The sequence below is a fragment of the Pseudomonas sp. 8_5_2 genome (assembly GCF_059295255.1).
In genome coordinates this window covers 4,939,761-4,958,318 of record NZ_CM181238.1, presented here as the reverse complement: position 1 = coordinate 4,958,318, position 18,558 = coordinate 4,939,761, and the positions used below count along the sequence as shown (strand labels likewise).

The following is an 18,558-nucleotide window of genomic DNA, read 5'->3' as shown; positions in this document are numbered from 1 at the left end:
ATCGCTGGCGAAGTTCTTTGCGCCCTGTTACGGGCGCTCGGGCTACAATGGCGCCTTTGATCCGAATGACAGGTGTGCGCAGTGACTGATGTGGCAGGGGCTTCGAAATCCGCGGTGGGGACGCTGTATGTGGTGGCAACCCCCATCGGCAACCTTGACGACATGAGCGCCCGGGCGCTGAAGGTGCTGGCGGACGTGGCGCTGATCGCCGCCGAAGACACCCGTCATTCGGTCCGCCTGCTGCAGTACTTCGGTATCGACACGCCGCTGGCAGCGTGCCATGAGCACAACGAGCGTGACGAGGGCGGGCGTTTTCTTACCAAACTGCTGGCCGGCGAGAATGTGGCGCTGGTCTCCGATGCCGGCACGCCGCTGATCTCCGACCCCGGCTACCACCTGGTACGCCAGGCGCGGGCCGCAGGGGTGAGCGTGGTGCCGGTGCCGGGTGCCTGCGCCTTGATCGCCGCGCTGTCGGCCGCCGGCCTGCCGTCGGACCGCTTCATTTTCGAAGGCTTCCTGCCGGCCAAGACTGCGGGGCGCCGGGCGCGTCTGGAGCAGGTAAAGGAAGAGCCGCGCACGCTGATCTTCTATGAGGCGCCGCACCGCATCCTGGAATGCCTTCAAGACATGGAGGCCGTCTTTGGCGGTGATCGCCCGGCCTTGCTCGCGCGCGAACTGACCAAGACATTCGAGACCCTCAAGGGTCTGCCCCTGGCTGAGCTGCGTGCCTTCGTTGCCGGTGACAGCAATCAGCAGCGCGGTGAGTGCGTGGTGCTGGTGGGTGGCTGGAGTGCACCTGAAGGCGAACAGGCCATCAGCGTCGAAGCGCAGCGGGTGCTCGATTTGCTTCTGGCCGAGTTGCCGCTCAAGCGCGCGGCGGCGCTTGCCGCTGAAATTACCGGGGTAAGGAAGAATCTGTTGTATCAACTTGCCCTGGAAAAACAGAAAGCCGAATAGTGGCAGTTTGATATAAATGCCGGTATCACTTGTTCTTGGGCGCGTGTGCCGTTAACCTTGTCGGCGGAGAGTCGATCGGACAGTCGCTGCCGTCTTTTGTTCCGCAAAAGGCGGGGGAGGAAAGTCCGGGCTCCATAGGGCAGAGTGCCAGGTAACGCCTGGGAGGCGCGAGCCTACGGAAAGTGCCACAGAAAATAACCGCCTAAGCACTTCGGTGCCGGTAAGGGTGAAAAGGTGCGGTAAGAGCGCACCGCACGGCTGGCAACAGTTCGTGGCTAGGTAAACCCCACTCGGAGCAAGACCAAATAGGGTTCCATCAGGCGTGGCCCGCGTCGGAACCGGGTAGGTTGCTAGAGGCGTCCAGTGATGGCCGTCGTAGAGGAATGACTGTCCTCGACAAAACCCGGCTTACAGATCGACTCTCCACCTTTCCTTCCCTGCTGTAATCGTCAGCAGCGCCCTCTGGTAAGACCGAAAAAATCTTACTCTTGATAAATCACTTTAACTTCGAACTCCATCTGCTTGCGTGGGTTTGATTTTTATCGCGTTTTTTTCCCATTGGTATTCCTTCCACATTCCTTTATCGCGCTAAATCTCGGTCCTGTAAGACTTTTCCTCATGAACGTGCCTTGACGGTGCTGCGGGCGGATTCCTATAGTGTGCGCAAGTGGCAGAAAGTGGGATGAAGTGGGTTTTCTGACACAAAAAAGCTACCATTGTGGGGAATCGCAGCCGTGTTCCGCGGAGCCAACGCCGTCAGCCTCGATGCCAAGGGCCGTCTCGCCATGCCGAGCCGGTACCGTGACGAGCTCGATTCGCGTTGCAATGGCCAGCTGATCGTGACCATTGATGCTGTGGATCCCTGCTTGTGTGTTTATCCCCTCGACGAGTGGGAACAGATAGAAGCCAAGTTGCGTGCCTTGCCATCGTTGCGTGAGGAAAACCGCCGCCTGCAGCGTTTGCTGATCGGTAATGCGGTTGACCTGGAGCTCGATGGCAGTGGGCGTTTCCTGGTACCGCCCCGTTTGCGGGAGTACGCCAAGCTCGACAAGAAGGCGATGCTTGTGGGGCAACTGAACAAATTCCAGCTGTGGGACGAAGATGCCTGGAACGCGGTTTCGGCAGCCGATCTTGCAGCTATCCAACAACCGGGCGCCATGCCCGACGAATTGCGTGACCTGATCCTGTGACCATAGATAGCGGCTTCAACCACATCACCGTCCTGCTCGACGAAGCTGTCGAGGCATTGGCCCTGCGCGCCGACGGTTGCTATCTGGACGGCACCTTTGGCCGTGGCGGACACAGCCGGCTGATCCTCAGCAAGCTCGGGCCGCAAGGGCGGCTGCTGGGCTTCGACAAAGATCCACAGGCGATTGCCACAGGGCAAGCGCTGGCGGCCGAAGACGGCCGCTTTGTCATTGTGCAGCGCAGCTTTGCCGAGCTGGGCGCGGAAGTGGCCGAGCGTGGCTTGCACGGCAAGGTCAGCGGCGTATTGCTGGACCTGGGCGTGTCTTCGCCGCAGCTGGATGACCCCGAGCGCGGCTTCAGCTTCCTCAATGATGGCCCGCTGGACATGCGCATGAACCCGGGGCAGGGCATCAGTGCCGCCGAGTTCATTGCCACTGCGCCGGTCGAGGAAATCGCTCGCGTGTTCAAGGAGTACGGTGAAGAGCGCTTTGCCGGCCGCATGGCGCGTGCCGTGGTCGAGCGCCGCGAAAAGCAGCCGTTCACCCGTACCGCCGACCTGGCGGAAGTGCTCAAGGTCGCCAACCCTGCCTGGGAGAAAGGCAAGAACCCGGCTACCCGCGCCTTCCAGGGCCTGCGCATCCACGTCAACAACGAGTTGGGCGACCTCGAGGCCGGTCTTGAGGCCGCCCTGGATGCGCTCGAGATTGGCGGCCGCCTGGCAGTGATCAGCTTCCACTCGCTGGAAGACCGCATCGTCAAACTGTTCATGCGCAAGCTGGTGAAGGGCGAGGCCGACAACCTGCCGCGCAACCTGCCGGTTCAGCACAAGGCCTTCGAACCGAAAGTAAAGCTCATCGGCAAAGCCCAGTTCGCCTCCGAAGCCGAGCTCAAGGCCAACCCGCGGTCGCGTAGCGCCGTCATGCGTGTGGCGGAGAAGCTGCGGTGAGCAGGCTCTTTGCCAAACCGTTGCCAGGCGGAAGCTTCCTGATGCTCCTGCTGTTCGTCGGCGTGCTGGTTTCGGCCATCGCGGTGTCCTACAGCGCGCACTGGAACCGCCAGCTGCTCAATACCCTGTATGGTGAATTGAGCGAGCGTGACAAGGCCCAGGCCGAATGGGGCCGGTTGATCCTGGAGCAAAGCACCTGGACCGCCGCCAGCCGCATCGAGAGCCTGGCTTCCGAGCAACTGAAGATGCGCGTGCCTTCGGCTGACGAAGTACGGATGGTGGCGCCATGATGAAACTCGAAGGCGCACTCTACCCGTGGCGCTTCCGCGTGGTGATCGGCCTGCTGGCGATCATGGTCGGTGCCATCTGCTGGCGCATCATCGACCTGCAAGTGGTCGACCGTGCCTTCCTCAAGGGCCAGGGCGATGCGCGCAGCTTGCGGCATATCCCCATCCCGGCACACCGTGGCCTGATCACCGACCGCAACGGTGAGCCACTGGCCGTGAGTACCCCGGTCACCACCTTGTGGGCCAACCCCAAGGAAATGCAGGCGTCCCGCGAACGCTGGCCGCAGTTGGCCGCCGCGCTGGGGCAGAACCCGCAGCAGCTGACCGAGCGCCTGACCCAGCAGGCCAGTAAAGAGTTCATCTACCTGGTGCGTGGCCTGACCCCGGAGCAGGGCCAGCACGTGCTCGACCTGAAAGTGCCGGGCGTGTATGGCCTGGAAGAATTCCGCCGTTTCTACCCGGCCGGTGATGTCACCGCGCACATGGTCGGCTTCACCGACCTCGACGACCACGGTCGCGAAGGGGTGGAACTGGCCTATGACGAATGGCTGGCCGGCGTGCCCGGCAAGCGGCAGGTGATCAAGGACCGGCGCGGCCGGCTGATCAAGGACATCCAGGTCACCAAGAACGCCAAGGCCGGCAAGACCTTGGCGTTGTCGATAGACCTGCGCCTGCAGTACCTGGCCACCCGCGAGCTGCGCAACGCCATTGCCGAACAGGACGCCAAGGCCGGCAGCCTGGTGATCATGGACGTCAAGACCGGTGAAGTGCTGGCGATGGTCAACCAGCCCACCTACAACCCCAACAACCGCCGCAGCATGTTCCCGGCGGCGATGCGCAACCGGGCGATCATCGACGTGTTCGAGCCGGGCTCCACGGTCAAGCCGATCTCCATGAGCGCGGCGCTGCAGAGTGGCCGCTGGAAAACCACCGACAAGGTCGAGGTTTACCCGGGCAGCCTGCAGATCGGCCGCTACACCATCAAGGACGTGTCGCGCAGCGAGGGCCCGATCCTCGACCTGACCGGCATCCTGATCAACTCCAGTAACGTCGGCATGAGCAAGATCGCCTTTGACATTGGCGGCGAGGCCATTTACCGGGTGATGTCCCAGGTTGGCCTGGGCCAGTACACCGGCCTGGGCTTCCCGGGTGAGCGTGTCGGCAACCTGCCCAACCACCGTGAGTGGCGCAAGGCCGAGACCGCCACCCTGTCCTATGGCTACGGTCTGTCGGTAACCGCCCTGCAGCTGGTGCATGCCTACGCGGCACTGGCCAACGACGGCAAGATGGTGCCGCTGTCGATCCTCAAGGTCGACAAGGCCCCGGAAGCCGTGCAGGCGATCCCGAAGGAAACCGCCGAAACCGTCCAGGGCATGCTGCAGCAGGTGATCGAAGCGCCGCGCGGCGTGTTCCGCGCCCAGGTGCCGTTCTATCACGTGGCCGGCAAGTCCGGTACTGCGCGCAAGGCCACGGTGGGCTCCAAGGGCTACACCGAAAACGCCTACCGCTCGCTGTTCGCCGGGTTCGGGCCGATGAGCGACCCGCGCTACGCCATCGTCGTGGTGATCGACGAGCCAGGCAAGGGCGGCTACTTCGGTGGCCTGGTTTCGGCACCGGTGTTCAGCAAGGTCATGTCCGGCACCCTGCGCCTGATGAACGTGCCGCCAGACAACCTGCCGCCACCAACCGAACAACCGCAAGTCAATGCAGCAGCCGCCAAGGGAGGGCGTGGATGATGACAATGCCATTAAGCAAACTTTTCGCCCACGCCAGCCGCGACCCGCTGATCCGTGAACTCACCCTGGACAGCCGCAATGTGCGCCCGGGTGACCTGTTCCTGGCCGTGCCGGGTGCCAAGGTCGATGGCCGCGAGCACATTGCCGATGCCCTGGCCCGTGGCGCTGCCGCCGTGGCCTACGAAGAGCAGGGCGCCAACGTGCTGCCGCTGACCGATGTGGCGTTGATCCCGGTCAAGGGCCTGATCGCCCAGCTTTCGGATATCGCCGGGCGTTTCTATGGCGAACCGAGCCGCCAGCTGAACCTGATCGGCGTCACCGGCACCAACGGCAAGACCAGCGTCACCCAGCTGGTGGCCCAGGCGCTGGACCTGCTGGGCCAGCGTTGCGGCCTGATCGGCACCCTGGGCACCGGCTTTTACGGCGAGCTGCAAAGCGGTCGCCTGACCACGCCGGACCCGATCGCGGTGCAGTCGACCCTGTACGACCTGAGAAAAGCCGGCGCCAAGGCCGTGGCGATGGAGGTGTCGTCGCATGCCCTGGAGCAGGGCCGGGTGGCGGCGCTGGAATTCGACATCGCGGTGATGACCAACCTGTCGCGTGATCATCTGGACTACCACGGCAGCATGCAGGCCTACGAGGCTGCCAAGGCCAAGCTGTTCGCCTGGCGCAGCCTGCGTTGCCAGGTGGTGAACCTGGATGACGATTTTGGCCGTCGCCTGGCACAAGCTTTTGCCCGTCGCCCGAGTACCGATCATATCGAGACCCGGCTGCTCAGCTATAGCCTGGAAAACCCGGACGCCTCGTTGTACTGCCACACGGCGAAGTTCAGTGACGGTGGCGTGTGCGCCACACTGGTCACCGGCCAGGGCGAGCGGACCCTGCGCAGCCAGCTGCTGGGCCGCTTCAATCTCAGCAACGTACTGGCTGCCGTGGCGACCCTGCTGGCGCTGGATTATGCGCTGGACGAGATCCTCAAGGTGATCCCGCAACTGCAGGGGCCGGTGGGTCGCATGCAGCGCCTGGGTGGCGGTGACAAGCCGTTGGTGGTGGTCGACTACGCGCACACCCCTGACGCGCTCGAGAAAGTGCTCGAAGCCCTGCGCCCGCACGCCCACGGCAAGCTGCTGTGCCTGTTCGGCTGCGGCGGCGACCGTGACCGCGGCAAGCGCCCGCTGATGGCCGAGGTGGCCGAGCGCCTGGCCGACCGCGTGCTGGTCACCGATGACAACCCGCGCAGCGAAGACCCGCTGCGCATCTTCGACGACATACGCCCCGGTTTCACCAAGCCTGACGACGTCGAGTTCGTCGCCGGCCGTGGCGACGCCATTGCACACCTGATTGCTTCTGCTGGCGCCAATGATGTGATCGTGCTGGCCGGCAAGGGACACGAGGATTACCAGGAGATCAATGGCGAGCGCCATGATTTTTCCGACCTGACCGAAGCCGAGAAGGCACTTGCCGCCTGGGAGGCTCCACATGCTTAAGCCGATGTCGCTCAGCCAGCTGACCGCAGCACTGGATGCTCAGCAAATCGGTGCCGATGCCACATTCACCGGTGTCAGCATCGACAGCCGCAGCGTCCGCACCGGGCAACTGTTTGTCGCCTTGGCCGGCCCGCGTTTCGATGGCCATGACTACCTGGCTGATGTCAAAGCCAAAGGTGCAGTAGCTGCCCTGGTCGAGCGTGAAGTAGCCGACGTCGACCTGCCGCAATTGCTGGTCAAGGATTGCCGGTTGGCACTGGGTCAGCTGGGCGCCCTGAACCGCGCCGGTTTCGACAAGCCGGTGGTGGCCATTACCGGTTCCAGTGGCAAGACCACGGTCAAGGAGATGCTCGCCAGCATCCTGCGTACCCGGGGCCTTGTGCACGCCACCCGCGGCAACCTCAACAACGATCTTGGCGCGCCGCTTACCCTGCTGGAAATCGCTCCGGAGCACAGCGCCGCGGTGATCGAGCTGGGCGCTTCGCGCATTGGCGAAATCCGTTACACCGTCGGCCTGACCAAGCCTCAGGTTGTCATCATCAACAACGCCGGTACTGCCCACGTAGGCGAGTTCGGTGGCCCGGAGAAGATCGTCGAGGCCAAGGGCGAGATCCTCGAAGGCCTGGGCGAGGGCGGTATCGCCGTGCTCAATCTGGACGACAAGGCTTTTGCCACCTGGAAGGCCCGTGCCGGGTCGCACCAGGTCATCACTTTTGCTCGCAGCAACGAGCGGGCCGATTTCTACGCCACACGCATCGGTCGCGATGCCCGTGGTTGCCCATCGTTCACGCTGCACGGCGCCGGTGAAACGGTCGATGTGCAACTGAATGTGCTGGGTGAGCACAACGTCAGCAACGCCCTGGCGGCGGCTGCAGCTGCCCACGCCGTTGGTCTGAGCCTGAGCGGCATCGCCGCCGGCCTGGCGGCCGTGCAACCGGTCAAGGGCCGCACCGTGGCGCAGATTGCGGCAAACGGCGTGCGCGTGATCGACGACAGTTACAACGCAAATCCCACCTCGATGTGCGCAGCCATTGATATACTCGCCGGCTTTTCCGGACGCACCGTCCTGGTGCTTGGGGATATCGGCGAACTGGGGCAATGGGCGGAAGAAGGCCACCGTCAGGTGGGTGACTACGCGCGTGGCAAGGTAGACGCCCTGTACGCAGTGGGTTCCAACATGACACATGCGGTCCAGGCGTTTGGCGCCAATGGCCGCCATTTCGCTACTCAAGCTGAGCTTATCGACGCGGTTAGCGCCGAAAATGCCAGCGATACCACTATCTTGATCAAGGGCTCGCGCAGCGCTGCGATGGAAAACGTCGTGGCGGCATTGTGCGGTGCCAGCGGGGAGAAACATTAATGCTGCTGCTGTTGGCCGAGTATCTGCAACAGTTCCACAAAGGCTTCGCGGTCTTCCAGTACCTGTCCCTGCGCGGGATCCTTGGTGTACTGACCGCGTTGTCCCTGGCGCTGTGGCTGGGGCCGTGGATGATCCGTACCCTGCAAATTCGCCAGATCGGCCAGGCCGTGCGTAACGACGGCCCGCAATCGCACTTGTCCAAGTCCGGCACCCCGACCATGGGTGGTGCGCTGATCCTGTCCGCCATCGCCATCAGCACCTTGCTGTGGGCCGACCTGTCCAATCGCTATGTGTGGGTGGTGCTGATCGTCACCCTGGCGTTCGGCGCCATCGGCTGGGTCGACGACTACCGCAAGGTGATCGAGAAGAACTCCCGTGGCTTGCCGAGTCGCTGGAAATACTTCTGGCAGTCGGTATTTGGCCTGGCTGCGGCCGTGTTCCTGTACAAGACCGCGCCGACCAGCGTCGAAACCACGCTGATCCTGCCGTTCATCAAGGACGTGACCATTCCGCTGGGCGTGGGCTTCGTGGTGCTGACGTACTTCGTCATCGTCGGCTCCAGCAACGCGGTCAACCTCACCGATGGCCTCGACGGCCTGGCAATCATGCCAACGGTGATGGTCGGCGGCGCCCTGGGCATCTTCTGCTACCTGTCGGGTAACGTGAAGTTCGCCGAATACCTGCTGATTCCCTACGTACCGGGCTCGGGCGAGCTGATCGTGTTCTGTGGTGCGCTGATCGGCGCCGGCCTGGGCTTTCTGTGGTTCAACACCTATCCGGCGCAAGTGTTCATGGGTGACGTCGGCGCGCTGGCGCTGGGCGCAGCGCTGGGCACCATTGCCGTGATCGTTCGCCAGGAAATCGTGCTGTTCATCATGGGCGGCATCTTCGTGGTGGAAACCCTGTCGGTGGTTATCCAGGTCGCCTCCTTCAAGCTGACCGGCAAGCGCGTGTTCCGCATGGCGCCGATCCACCACCACTTTGAACTCAAGGGCTGGCCAGAGCCACGGGTGATCGTCCGCTTCTGGATCATCACCGTGATCCTGGTGCTGGTTGGCCTTGCAACCCTGAAACTGAGGTAGATGAGCGTGTCTTTGATCGCTTCCGACCAATTCCGCATCGTTGTCGGCCTCGGCAAGAGCGGCATGTCCCTGGTTCGCTTCCTGGCGAGCCGGGGCATTGCCTTTGCGGTCGCCGACACCCGCGAGCAACCGCCGGAACTGGACACCCTGCGCCGTGACTACCCGCAGGTGGAAGTGCGCTGTGGCGAGCTGGACGTCGACTTCCTTTGCCGCGCCAACGAGCTGTACGTGAGCCCCGGCCTGGCCCTGGCCACCCCGGCCCTGCAGCAGGCGGCGGCGCGTGGCGTGAAGCTGTCTGGCGATATCGAGCTGTTCGCCCGTCACGCCAAGGCGCCGATCATTGCCATCAGCGGTTCCAATGCCAAGAGCACCGTCACCACCCTGGTCGGCGAAATGGCCGCCAAGGCTGGCAAGCGTGTGGCGGTGGGGGGCAACCTCGGCACCCCGGCGCTGGACCTGCTGGCCGATGACGTCGAGTTGTACGTGATGGAACTGTCCAGCTTCCAGCTGGAAACCACCGACCAGCTCAACGCCGAAGTGGCCACCGTGCTGAACATCAGCGAAGACCACATGGACCGCTACAGCGGCCTGCCAGCCTATCACCTGGCCAAGCACCGGATTTTCCGCGGCGCCCGCCAGGTCGTGGTCAACCGCCAGGACGCCCTCAGCCGGCCACTGCCGGTAGAAGGCATCCCCTGCTGGACCTTCGGTCTCAATCAGCCGGACTTCAAGGCCTTCGGCCTGCGTGAAGTGGACGGCGAAAAATACCTGGCGTTCGAGTTCCAGGCCCTGATGCCCGCGCGCGAGCTGAAGGTTCGCGGTGCCCACAACCAGAGCAACGCCCTGGCGGCGCTGGCCTTGGGTCACGCGGCCGGCCTGCCGTTCGAACCCATGCTCGAAGCCCTGCGCGAGTTCGGTGGCCTGGCCCACCGCTGCCAGTGGGTGCGCGAGCGCAACAGCGTCAATTGGTACGACGATTCCAAGGCCACCAACGTGGGTGCTGCCTTGGCCGCCATCGAGGGCCTGGGTGCCGACATCGAAGGCAAGCTGGTGCTGATCGCCGGCGGTGATGGCAAGGGCGCCGACTTTGCCGCCCTGCGCGGGCCGGTGCAGCGCTTCTGCCGCGCCGTGGTGTTGCTCGGCCGCGATGCCGAGCGCCTGGCCGAGGCGCTTGGCGAGGGTGTGCCACTGGTTCGCGTCAAGACCCTGGACGATGCCGTGCAGCAATGCGCCGCGCTGGCCCAGCCAGGCGATGCCGTGCTGCTGTCGCCAGCGTGCGCCAGCCTCGACATGTTCAAGAACTTCGAGGAACGCGGGCGCCTGTTCGCCCAGGCAGCGGGAGGTCTTGCATGATCTTCGGCATCCTCAAGCCTTATCCGTCGCCGCTGATCAGCGGCCGTGGCATCGACCTGGACTTCGCCATGCTCGCCGGCTGCCTGGCGTTGCTGGGCCTGGGCCTGGTGATGATCACCTCGGCGTCATCGGAAGTGGCTGCGGTGCAGTCGGGCAACCCGCTTTACCACATGTTCCGCCACCTGGTGTACGTGGCCATCGGCCTGGTCGCCTGTGGCGCGACCATGCTGGTGCCGATCGCCACCTGGCAGCGCATGGGCTTCATGATGCTGCTGGGCGCCTTCGGCCTGCTGGTGCTGGTGCTGGTGCCGGGTATCGGCCGTGAAGTGAACGGCTCCATGCGCTGGATCGGCTTCAGCTTCTTCAACGTGCAGCCTTCGGAAATTGCCAAGGTGTTCGTGGTCATCTACCTGGCGGGTTACCTGGTACGCCGGCAGACCGAGGTGCGTGAAAGCTGGATGGGCTTCTTCAAGCCGTTCATCGTGCTGCTGCCCATGGCCGGCCTGCTGCTGATGGAGCCGGACTTCGGCGCCACCGTAGTGATGATGGGCGCGGCCGCGGCCATGCTGTTCCTTGGCGGGGTGGGGCTGTTCCGCTTCAGCCTGATGGTGGTGCTGGCCGTGGTGGCGGTATTCGTGCTGGTCCAGGCACAGCCCTACCGGATGGCGCGGCTTATCACCTTTACCGACCCCTGGTCCGACCAGTTCGGTTCGGGCTACCAGCTGACCCAGGCACTGATCGCGTTCGGCCGTGGCGAGTGGCTGGGCGTTGGCCTGGGCAACAGCGTGCAGAAGCAGTTCTACCTGCCCGAAGCGCACACCGACTTCGTGTTCTCGGTACTGGCCGAGGAGCTTGGCGTGGTCGGCTCGCTGGTGACCATCGCGCTGTTCGTGTTCGTCACCGTGCGCGCGCTGTACATCGGCCTGTGGGCCGAGAAGGCCAAGCAGTTCTTTGCCGCCTACATGGCATTCGGCCTGGCTTTCCTGTGGATCGGCCAGTTCCTGATCAACATCGGCGTGAACGTCGGCCTGCTGCCGACCAAGGGCCTGACCCTGCCGTTCCTCAGCTACGGGGGCAGCTCGCTGGTGATCTGCTGCGCCTGTGTGGGGCTGTTGTTGCGCATCGAGTGGGAAAGCCGCACGCACCTGGGCAGCGAGGAACACGAATTCAGCGAAAGCGATTTTGCCGAGGAGACCAATCATGGCCGCTGACGGCAAGAACGTACTGATCATGGCGGGCGGCACCGGGGGCCACGTGTTCCCGGCCCTGGCCTGCGCCCGTGAGTTCCAGGCGCGTGGCTACAGCGTGCACTGGCTGGGCACCCCGCGTGGCATCGAGAACGAGCTGGTGCCCCAGGCTGGCCTGCCATTGCACCTGATCCAGGTCAGCGGCCTGCGCGGCAAGGGCAAGCTGTCGTTGCTCAAGGCGCCCTTCACCCTGGTCAAGGCCGTGCTGCAGGCGCGACGCATCATTCGCCAGCTCAAGCCGGTATGCGTACTGGGCTTTGGCGGCTACGTGACCGGCCCCGGCGGCGTGGCCGCGCGGCTGTGCGGCGTACCGCTGGTGATTCACGAACAGAACGCCCGGGCCGGAACCGCCAATCGGTTGCTGGTGCCGCTCTCGGCGCGGGTCTGCGAAGCTTTCCCGAACACCTTCGAGGCCAGCGACAAACGTCGCACCACTGGCAACCCGGTGCGCCCGGAGCTGTTCATGGACGCTCAACGCGCGCCCCTTGCCGAACGCCGTGCACGCCTGTTGGTGCTGGGCGGCAGCCTGGGTGCGGAACCATTGAACAAATTGTTGCCTAAGGCCCTGTCCGAAGTGCCCGCCGCCGTGCGGCCAGAGGTGTTCCACCAGGCCGGCAAGCAACACGCGCCGATCACCGCCGAGCGTTATCACGAGGTGGGCGTCGCGGCTCAGGTAGAGCCTTTCATCAAGGACATGGCTCAAGCCTATGGTTGGGCCGACATGGTGGTGTGCCGGGCCGGTGCCCTGACCGTCAGCGAACTGGCGGCAGCGGGCCTGCCCTCGATGCTGGTGCCCTTGCCCCACGCCATCGACGACCACCAGACCCACAACGCCCAATATCTGGCCCGCGAAGGCGCTGCCTTCCTGATGCCACAAGCGACAACTGGCGCAGCGCAGCTCGCTGAACGCCTGAACGAGGTGCTGATGCAACCCGAGAAACTCAACGTCATGGCAGGCACCGCACGGCGCCTGGCCAAACCTGCCGCAACCAGCACCGTGGTCGATATCTGCCTGGAGGTGGCCCATGGTTGAGAGCCAGAAAGCCATGCCCCAGCCGAAGATGGGCCGTATTCGTCGCATCCACTTCGTCGGTATCGGCGGCGTAGGCATGTGCGGCATTGCCGAAGTGCTGCTGAACCTGGGCTATGAAGTGTCCGGTTCCGACCTCAAGGCTTCGCCGGTCACCGAGCGCCTGGAGTCGTTTGGCGCCGAAATCTTCGTCGGCCACCGCGCCGAGAACGCCGCCACTGCCGATGTGCTGGTGGTGTCCAGCGCGATCAACCCGGCCAACCCGGAAGTCGCCACCGCCCTCGAGCGGCGAATCCCGGTGGTGCCGCGCGCGGAAATGCTCGCCGAGCTGATGCGCTACCGCCATGGCGTGGCCGTTGCCGGCACCCACGGCAAGACCACCACCACCAGCCTGCTGGCTTCGGTGTTCGCCGCCGGCGGCCTGGACCCGACCTTTGTCATCGGTGGCCGCCTGACCGCTGCCGGCACCAATGCCCAGCTGGGCACCAGCCGCTACCTGATCGCCGAAGCCGACGAGAGCGACGCCAGCTTCCTGCACCTGCAGCCGATGGTGGCCGTGGTTACCAACATCGACGCCGACCACATGGCGACCTACGAGGGTGACTTCAACAAACTGAAGAAAACCTTCGTCGAGTTCCTGCACAACCTGCCGTTCTATGGCCTGGCAGTGATGTGCCTGGACGACCCGGTGGTACGCGAGATCCTGCCGCAGGTGAAACGCCCGACCGTAACCTATGGCTTCAGCGAAGAGGCCGACATCCGCGCCATCAATGTTCGCCAGCAGGGCATGCAGACCCACTTCACCGTGCTGCGCCGCGACTGCGAGCCGCTGGAGGTATCGGTGAACATGCCCGGCAACCACAACGTGCTCAATGCCCTGGCTACCATCGCCATCGCCACTGACGAAGGCATCACCGACGAGGCCATCATTCAGGGCCTGTCCGGCTTCCAGGGTGTCGGCCGACGCTTCCAGGTGTACGGCGAGCTGCCGGTCGACGGCGGCAGTGTGATGCTGGTCGACGACTACGGCCACCACCCGACCGAAGTGGCCGCAGTGATCAAGGCCGTGCGCGGTGGCTGGCCAAGCCGCCGCCTGGTGATCGTCTACCAGCCGCACCGCTACAGCCGTACCCGCGACCTGTACGACGATTTCGTCCAGGTGCTGGGCGATGCCAACGTGTTGTTGCTGATGGAGGTCTACCCGGCCGGCGAAGAGCCGATCCCCGGTGCCGACAGCCGCCAGCTGTGCCACAGCATCCGCCAGCGCGGCAAGCTGGACCCGATCTACATCGAACGTGGTGCCGAACTGGCGCCGCTGGTCAAGCCACTGCTGCGTGCTGGCGACATCCTGATCTGCCAAGGTGCCGGTGATGTCGGCGGCCTGGCCCCGCAACTGATGAAAAGCCCGCTGTTCGCTGGCGCCAAGCAGGAGAAGTCGAAATGACCAGCGCCTACGACAAGCTGCACTCGACCCTGGACGTCAAGGCGTTCGGCCGCGTCGCGGTGCTTTACGGTGGCAAGAGCGCCGAGCGTGAAGTGTCGCTCAAGTCCGGTGCTGCGGTGATCGAAGCGCTGACCTCTGCCGGTGTCGACGTGGTCGCCATCGACGTTGGTGACGACCTGCTCGACCGCCTGCAAAGCGAGAAGATCGACCGTGCCTTCATCATCCTCCACGGCCGTGGCGGTGAGGACGGCAGCATGCAAGGCCTGCTGGAGTGCCTGGGCATTCCCTACACCGGCAGCGGCATCCTCTCCTCGGCCTTGGCCATGGACAAACTTCGCACCAAGCAGGTGTGGCAGAGCCTGGGTATTCCGACCCCGCGCCATGCCGTGTTGAGCAGCGAAAATGATTGTGTTGCAGCCGGCACGGAACTGGGCTTCCCGCTTATCGTCAAACCTGCCCATGAAGGCTCTAGCATCGGCATGGCCAAGGTGAACAGCGTCGAAGAACTGACCGCTGCCTGGCAGGCTGCCGCCAAATACGATTCCCAGGTTCTGGTCGAGCAATGGATCCGCGGCCCGGAGTTCACCATCGCGGTGCTGCGTGGTCAGGTGCTGCCGCCGATCGCCCTGGGCACTCCGCACGTGTTCTACGACTACGACGCCAAGTACATCGCCAATGACACCCAGTACCGCATCCCGTGCGGCCTGGACAGCGTCAAGGAACAGGAACTGATCGACCTGACCGCACGCGCCTGCGATGCCATCGGCATCGAAGGGTGGGGGCGGCTGGACGTAATGCAGGACGAGCAGGGCCGGTTCTGGCTGCTCGAAGTCAACACCGCACCTGGCATGACTGATCATAGCCTGGTGCCCATGGCGGCTCGCGCGGCCGGCCTGGACTTCCAGCAACTGGTGCTGGCAATCCTGGCCGAAAGCGTGACGACGCGAGGTTAATCAACATGCAAGGCGCAATGATACGTCAGCAGCAACCCGTTACCGGCCGTAGCAAGCCGGTGCCGCGTGGTGCCAGCCGGCTGGTGGCCGACGAGCCCGTATCGGCGCGCCTGCCGCGGCCCAGCCTGGGCGGCCTCAAGCGCCTGCTGTGGCCGGTGCTGCTGGTGGCGGCCGGTTTTGCTGCCTATGAGGGCGCCATCCGGCTGATGCCGTATGCCGACCGGCCGATCACCAAGATCGATGTGCAGGGCGACCTCAGCTACATCAGCCAGCAGTCGGTGCAGCAGCGTATCGCGCCATACGTGGCGGCGAGTTTCTTCAGTGTCGACCTGCCGGCGATGCGCGCAGAGCTCGAGCAGATGCCATGGATTGCCCACGCCGAAGTGCGTCGGGTGTGGCCGGACGAGGTGGTGATCCGCCTGGAAGAACAGCTGCCGGTGGCGCGCTGGGGTGAGGAGGCTTTGCTCAACAACCAGGGCCAGGCCTTTACCCCGCGCGAACTGGCCAACTACGAGCACCTGCCGCAGCTGGCCGGGCCGCAGCGTGCTCAACAGCAAGTCATGCAGCAGTATCAGGTATTGAGCCAGATGCTGCGCCCCCTGGGCTTTTCCATCGCTCGCCTGGAGCTGCGCGAGCGAGGCAGCTGGTTCCTGACTACGGGCGCGAGCAGCGCCGGGCCGGGCGTCGAGCTGCTGCTGGGGCGCGACCATCTGGTGGAGAAGATGCGCCGTTTCATTGCCATTTACGACAAGACACTCAAAGACCAGATCACCACTATCGCCCGCATTGATCTGCGTTATTCCAACGGACTTGCCGTTGGTTGGCGGGAACCGATTGCACCGACGACGGCCCAACCCGCCGTTGCGAAGAATTAGAGAGAGGCAGGACCATGGCAAACGCGCATAGCGGCAAAATGATCGTCGGGCTGGACATTGGCACCTCCAAGGTGGTGGCGCTGGTGGGCGAAGTGGGCGAAGACGGCACCCTGGAGATCGTCGGGATCGGCACCCATCCGTCCCGCGGCCTGAAAAAAGGTGTGGTGGTGAATATCGAGTCCACCGTGCAGTCGATCCAGCGCGCCGTGGAAGAAGCGCAGCTGATGGCTGGCTGCCGCATCCACTCGGCGTTCGTCGGCGTGGCCGGCAACCACATCCGCAGCCTGAACTCGCACGGCATCGTCGCCATCCGCGACCGCGAGGTCAGCCTGGCCGACCTCGAACGCGTGCTCGACGCGGCCCAGGCCGTGGCGATTCCGGCTGACCAGCGCGTGCTGCACACCCTGCCGCAGGACTACGTGATCGACAACCAGGAAGGCGTACGTGAGCCACTGGGCATGTCGGGCGTGCGCCTGGAAGCCAAGGTCCACGTGGTCACCTGTGCGGTCAACGCGGCGCAGAACATCGAGAAGTGCGTACGCCGCTGCGGCCTGGAAATCGACGACATCATCCTCGAGCAGCTGGCCTCGGCCTACTCGGTGCTGACCGACGACGAGAAAGAACTGGGCGTGTGCCTGGTAGACATCGGTGGTGGCACCACCGACATCGCGATCTTCACCGAGGGCGCGATCCGTCACACTGCGGTGATCCCGATTGCCGGCGACCAGGTCACCAACGATATCGCCATGGCCCTGCGTACCCCCACCCAGTACGCCGAAGAAATCAAGATCCGCTACGCCTGCGCCCTGGCCAAACTGGCCGGCGCCGGCGAGACCATCAAGGTGCCAAGCGTGGGTGACCGCCCACCGCGTGAGCTGTCGCGCCAGGCCCTGGCCGAGGTGGTGGAGCCGCGTTACGACGAGCTCTTCACCCTGATCCAGGCCGAGCTGCGCCGCAGTGGCTACGAGGACCTGGTGCCCGCTGGCATCGTCCTCACCGGCGGCACCGCGAAAATGGAAGGCGCCGTGGAACTGGCCGAGGAAATCTTCCACATGCCGGTACGCCTGGGCGTACCGCACAGCGTTCGGGGGCTGAGCGACGTGGTTCGCAACCCGATCTATTCCACCGGCGTGGGCTTGCTCACCTACGGCCTGCTGAAGCAGTCCGAGGACTTGATCCTGACCGGTAACACCAACAGCAGCAACAACAGCTATGGCGATGAACCGAAGGCCCCAGTGCTTGAGCGCTTCAAGAAGTGGGTCCAGGGCAACTTCTAAGTTTCAAAGCAGTAGTGGTAGGCGCAACAACTAGAGAACTGTAAGGAGAGGGAAAATGTTCGAGCTCGTAGACAACGTCCCGCAAAGCCCGGTCATCAAGGTGATCGGCGTTGGTGGTGGTGGCGGCAACGCCGTCAACCACATGGTCAAAAGCAGCATCGAAGGTGTGGAATTCATCTGCGCCAACACCGATGCCCAGGCGCTGAAAAGCATTGGCGCGCGTACCATCCTGCAACTGGGCACTGGCGTGACCAAGGGCCTGGGTGCCGGTGCCAATCCGGAAGTCGGCCGTCAGGCCGCACTGGAAGACCGTGAGCGCATCGCCGAAGTGCTGCAGGGCACCAACATGGTGTTCATCACCACCGGCATGGGCGGCGGTACCGGTACCGGTGCAGCGCCGATCATTGCCGAAGTGGCCAAGGAAATGGGCATCCTCACCGTTGCGGTGGTGACCCGTCCGTTCCCGTTCGAAGGCCGCAAGCGCATGCAGATCGCCGATGAAGGCATCCGCATGCTGGCTGAAAGCGTCGACTCGTTGATCACCATCCCCAACGAGAAACTGCTGACCATCCTGGGCAAGGATGCCAGCCTGCTGTCCGCCTTCGCCAAGGCTGACGATGTGCTGGCCGGTGCCGTGCGCGGTATCTCCGACATCATCAAGCGCCCGGGCATGATCAACGTCGACTTTGCCGACGTGCGCACCGTGATGGGCGAGATGGGCATGGCCATGATGGGTACTGGCTGCGCCAGCGGCCCGAACCGTGCGCGTGAAGCGACCGAAGCGGCCATTCGCAACCCGCTGCTGGAAGACGTCAACCTGCAGGGCGCCCGCGGCATCCTGGTGAACATCACCGCCGGCCCGGACCTGTCGCTGGGTGAATACTCCGATGTGGGTAGCATCATCGAAGCCTTCGCCTCCGACCACGCGATGGTCAAGGTCGGCACCGTGATCGACCCGGACATGCGCGACGAGCTGCACGTGACCGTTGTGGCCACTGGCCTGGGTGCGCGCATCGAGAAGCCTGTGAAGGTGGTCGACAACACCCTGCAGACCGCGCAGCAGGCGTACGAAGCGTCCAACCCGGCACCGGTTCGCCAGGAGCAGCCTGCAGTCAACTACCGAGACCTGGAGCGCCCGACCGTGATGCGCAATCAGGCCCATGCAGGTGCTGCCGCAGCCGCTAAACTGAACCCTCAGGATGACCTGGACTACCTTGATATCCCGGCTTTCCTGCGTCGCCAGGCTGATTAATGGAATTTATCAGGGGTATAAAGGTGATTGGTATTCATCAAAGGTTGGGTCTGTTATCATCCTCAGCCTTTGTTGATACCTGTT

At 64.0% G+C, this 18,558-nt stretch carries 16 protein-coding genes and 1 other RNA gene; all 17 read left to right on the top strand.

Annotated elements, in window-relative coordinates; all coding sequences use genetic code 11:
- The first annotated feature begins 81 nt into the window (after nt 1–81).
- The 17 genes from rsmI to ftsZ all read left to right on the top strand — a co-directional run bounded on the left by rsmI (nt 82) and on the right by ftsZ (nt 18,474).
- On the top strand, nt 82–957 hold the full coding sequence (gene rsmI, locus AC5O5R_RS22675) for a 16S rRNA (cytidine(1402)-2'-O)-methyltransferase (protein ID WP_172231911.1): 876 nt from the start codon (nt 82–84) through the stop codon (nt 955–957).
- 67 nt (nt 958–1,024) lie between these two features.
- Nucleotides 1,025–1,384: RNase P RNA component class A (gene rnpB, locus AC5O5R_RS22670), an RNA gene on the top strand.
- Between the two features lie 307 nt (nt 1,385–1,691).
- The gene (gene mraZ / locus AC5O5R_RS22665; protein ID WP_004575120.1) at nt 1,692–2,147 is read left to right on the top strand and encodes a division/cell wall cluster transcriptional repressor MraZ; all 456 of its coding nucleotides are present in this window, start codon (nt 1,692–1,694) and stop codon (nt 2,145–2,147) included.
- Nucleotides 2,144–3,091 (top strand): 16S rRNA (cytosine(1402)-N(4))-methyltransferase RsmH, encoded by a 948-nt coding sequence (rsmH, locus tag AC5O5R_RS22660; protein ID WP_372242904.1) that lies wholly within the window; start codon nt 2,144–2,146, stop codon nt 3,089–3,091. The genes mraZ and rsmH overlap by 4 nt, the downstream gene beginning before the upstream one ends.
- Nucleotides 3,088–3,381, top strand: a complete 294-nt coding sequence (gene ftsL / locus AC5O5R_RS22655) for a cell division protein FtsL (protein ID WP_172230011.1) — start codon at nt 3,088–3,090, stop codon at nt 3,379–3,381. Before rsmH ends, ftsL begins: the two co-directional genes overlap by 4 nt.
- A complete protein-coding gene (locus AC5O5R_RS22650; protein ID WP_172230020.1) occupies nt 3,381–5,114 on the top strand; it encodes a peptidoglycan D,D-transpeptidase FtsI family protein in 1,734 nt (577 codons plus the stop codon). Before ftsL ends, AC5O5R_RS22650 begins: the two co-directional genes overlap by 1 nt.
- A complete protein-coding gene (locus AC5O5R_RS22645) occupies nt 5,111–6,601 on the top strand; it encodes a UDP-N-acetylmuramoyl-L-alanyl-D-glutamate--2,6-diaminopimelate ligase (protein WP_172230014.1) in 1,491 nt (496 codons plus the stop codon). Before AC5O5R_RS22650 ends, AC5O5R_RS22645 begins: the two co-directional genes overlap by 4 nt.
- Nucleotides 6,594–7,961, top strand: a complete 1,368-nt coding sequence (locus AC5O5R_RS22640; protein ID WP_172230017.1) for a UDP-N-acetylmuramoyl-tripeptide--D-alanyl-D-alanine ligase — start codon at nt 6,594–6,596, stop codon at nt 7,959–7,961. The genes AC5O5R_RS22645 and AC5O5R_RS22640 overlap by 8 nt, the downstream gene beginning before the upstream one ends.
- Nucleotides 7,961–9,043 carry a phospho-N-acetylmuramoyl-pentapeptide-transferase gene (gene mraY / locus AC5O5R_RS22635; RefSeq protein WP_043198036.1) on the top strand — a complete coding sequence of 361 codons (1,083 nt, stop codon included), beginning with the start codon at nt 7,961–7,963 and terminating at the stop codon, nt 9,041–9,043. Before AC5O5R_RS22640 ends, mraY begins: the two co-directional genes overlap by 1 nt.
- 6 nt (nt 9,044–9,049) lie before the next feature.
- On the top strand, nt 9,050–10,396 hold the full coding sequence (murD, locus tag AC5O5R_RS22630; protein WP_172287536.1) for a UDP-N-acetylmuramoyl-L-alanine--D-glutamate ligase: 1,347 nt from the start codon (nt 9,050–9,052) through the stop codon (nt 10,394–10,396).
- Complete coding sequence (ftsW, locus tag AC5O5R_RS22625; protein WP_218584640.1) at nt 10,393–11,607, top strand: putative lipid II flippase FtsW; 1,215 nt, start codon at nt 10,393–10,395, stop codon at nt 11,605–11,607. Before murD ends, ftsW begins: the two co-directional genes overlap by 4 nt.
- Complete coding sequence (gene murG, locus AC5O5R_RS22620; protein WP_494511645.1) at nt 11,597–12,676, top strand: undecaprenyldiphospho-muramoylpentapeptide beta-N-acetylglucosaminyltransferase; 1,080 nt, start codon at nt 11,597–11,599, stop codon at nt 12,674–12,676. The genes ftsW and murG overlap by 11 nt, the downstream gene beginning before the upstream one ends.
- A complete protein-coding gene (murC, locus tag AC5O5R_RS22615) occupies nt 12,669–14,117 on the top strand; it encodes a UDP-N-acetylmuramate--L-alanine ligase (protein ID WP_172230777.1) in 1,449 nt (482 codons plus the stop codon). The genes murG and murC overlap by 8 nt, the downstream gene beginning before the upstream one ends.
- Nucleotides 14,114–15,070, top strand: a complete 957-nt coding sequence (locus tag AC5O5R_RS22610; RefSeq protein WP_172230780.1) for a D-alanine--D-alanine ligase — start codon at nt 14,114–14,116, stop codon at nt 15,068–15,070. Before murC ends, AC5O5R_RS22610 begins: the two co-directional genes overlap by 4 nt.
- 5 nt (nt 15,071–15,075) lie before the next feature.
- Entirely contained in the window at nt 15,076–15,945 is an 870-nt protein-coding gene (locus AC5O5R_RS22605; protein ID WP_172230783.1) for a cell division protein FtsQ/DivIB, read from the top strand.
- Between the two features lie 14 nt (nt 15,946–15,959).
- Nucleotides 15,960–17,222 (top strand): cell division protein FtsA, encoded by a 1,263-nt coding sequence (ftsA, locus tag AC5O5R_RS22600; RefSeq protein ID WP_016488959.1) that lies wholly within the window; start codon nt 15,960–15,962, stop codon nt 17,220–17,222.
- A 55-nt stretch (nt 17,223–17,277) separates the two neighbouring features.
- Nucleotides 17,278–18,474 (top strand): cell division protein FtsZ, encoded by a 1,197-nt coding sequence (ftsZ, locus tag AC5O5R_RS22595; protein ID WP_016488958.1) that lies wholly within the window; start codon nt 17,278–17,280, stop codon nt 18,472–18,474.
- The last annotated feature ends 84 nt before the right edge of the window (nt 18,475–18,558 follow it).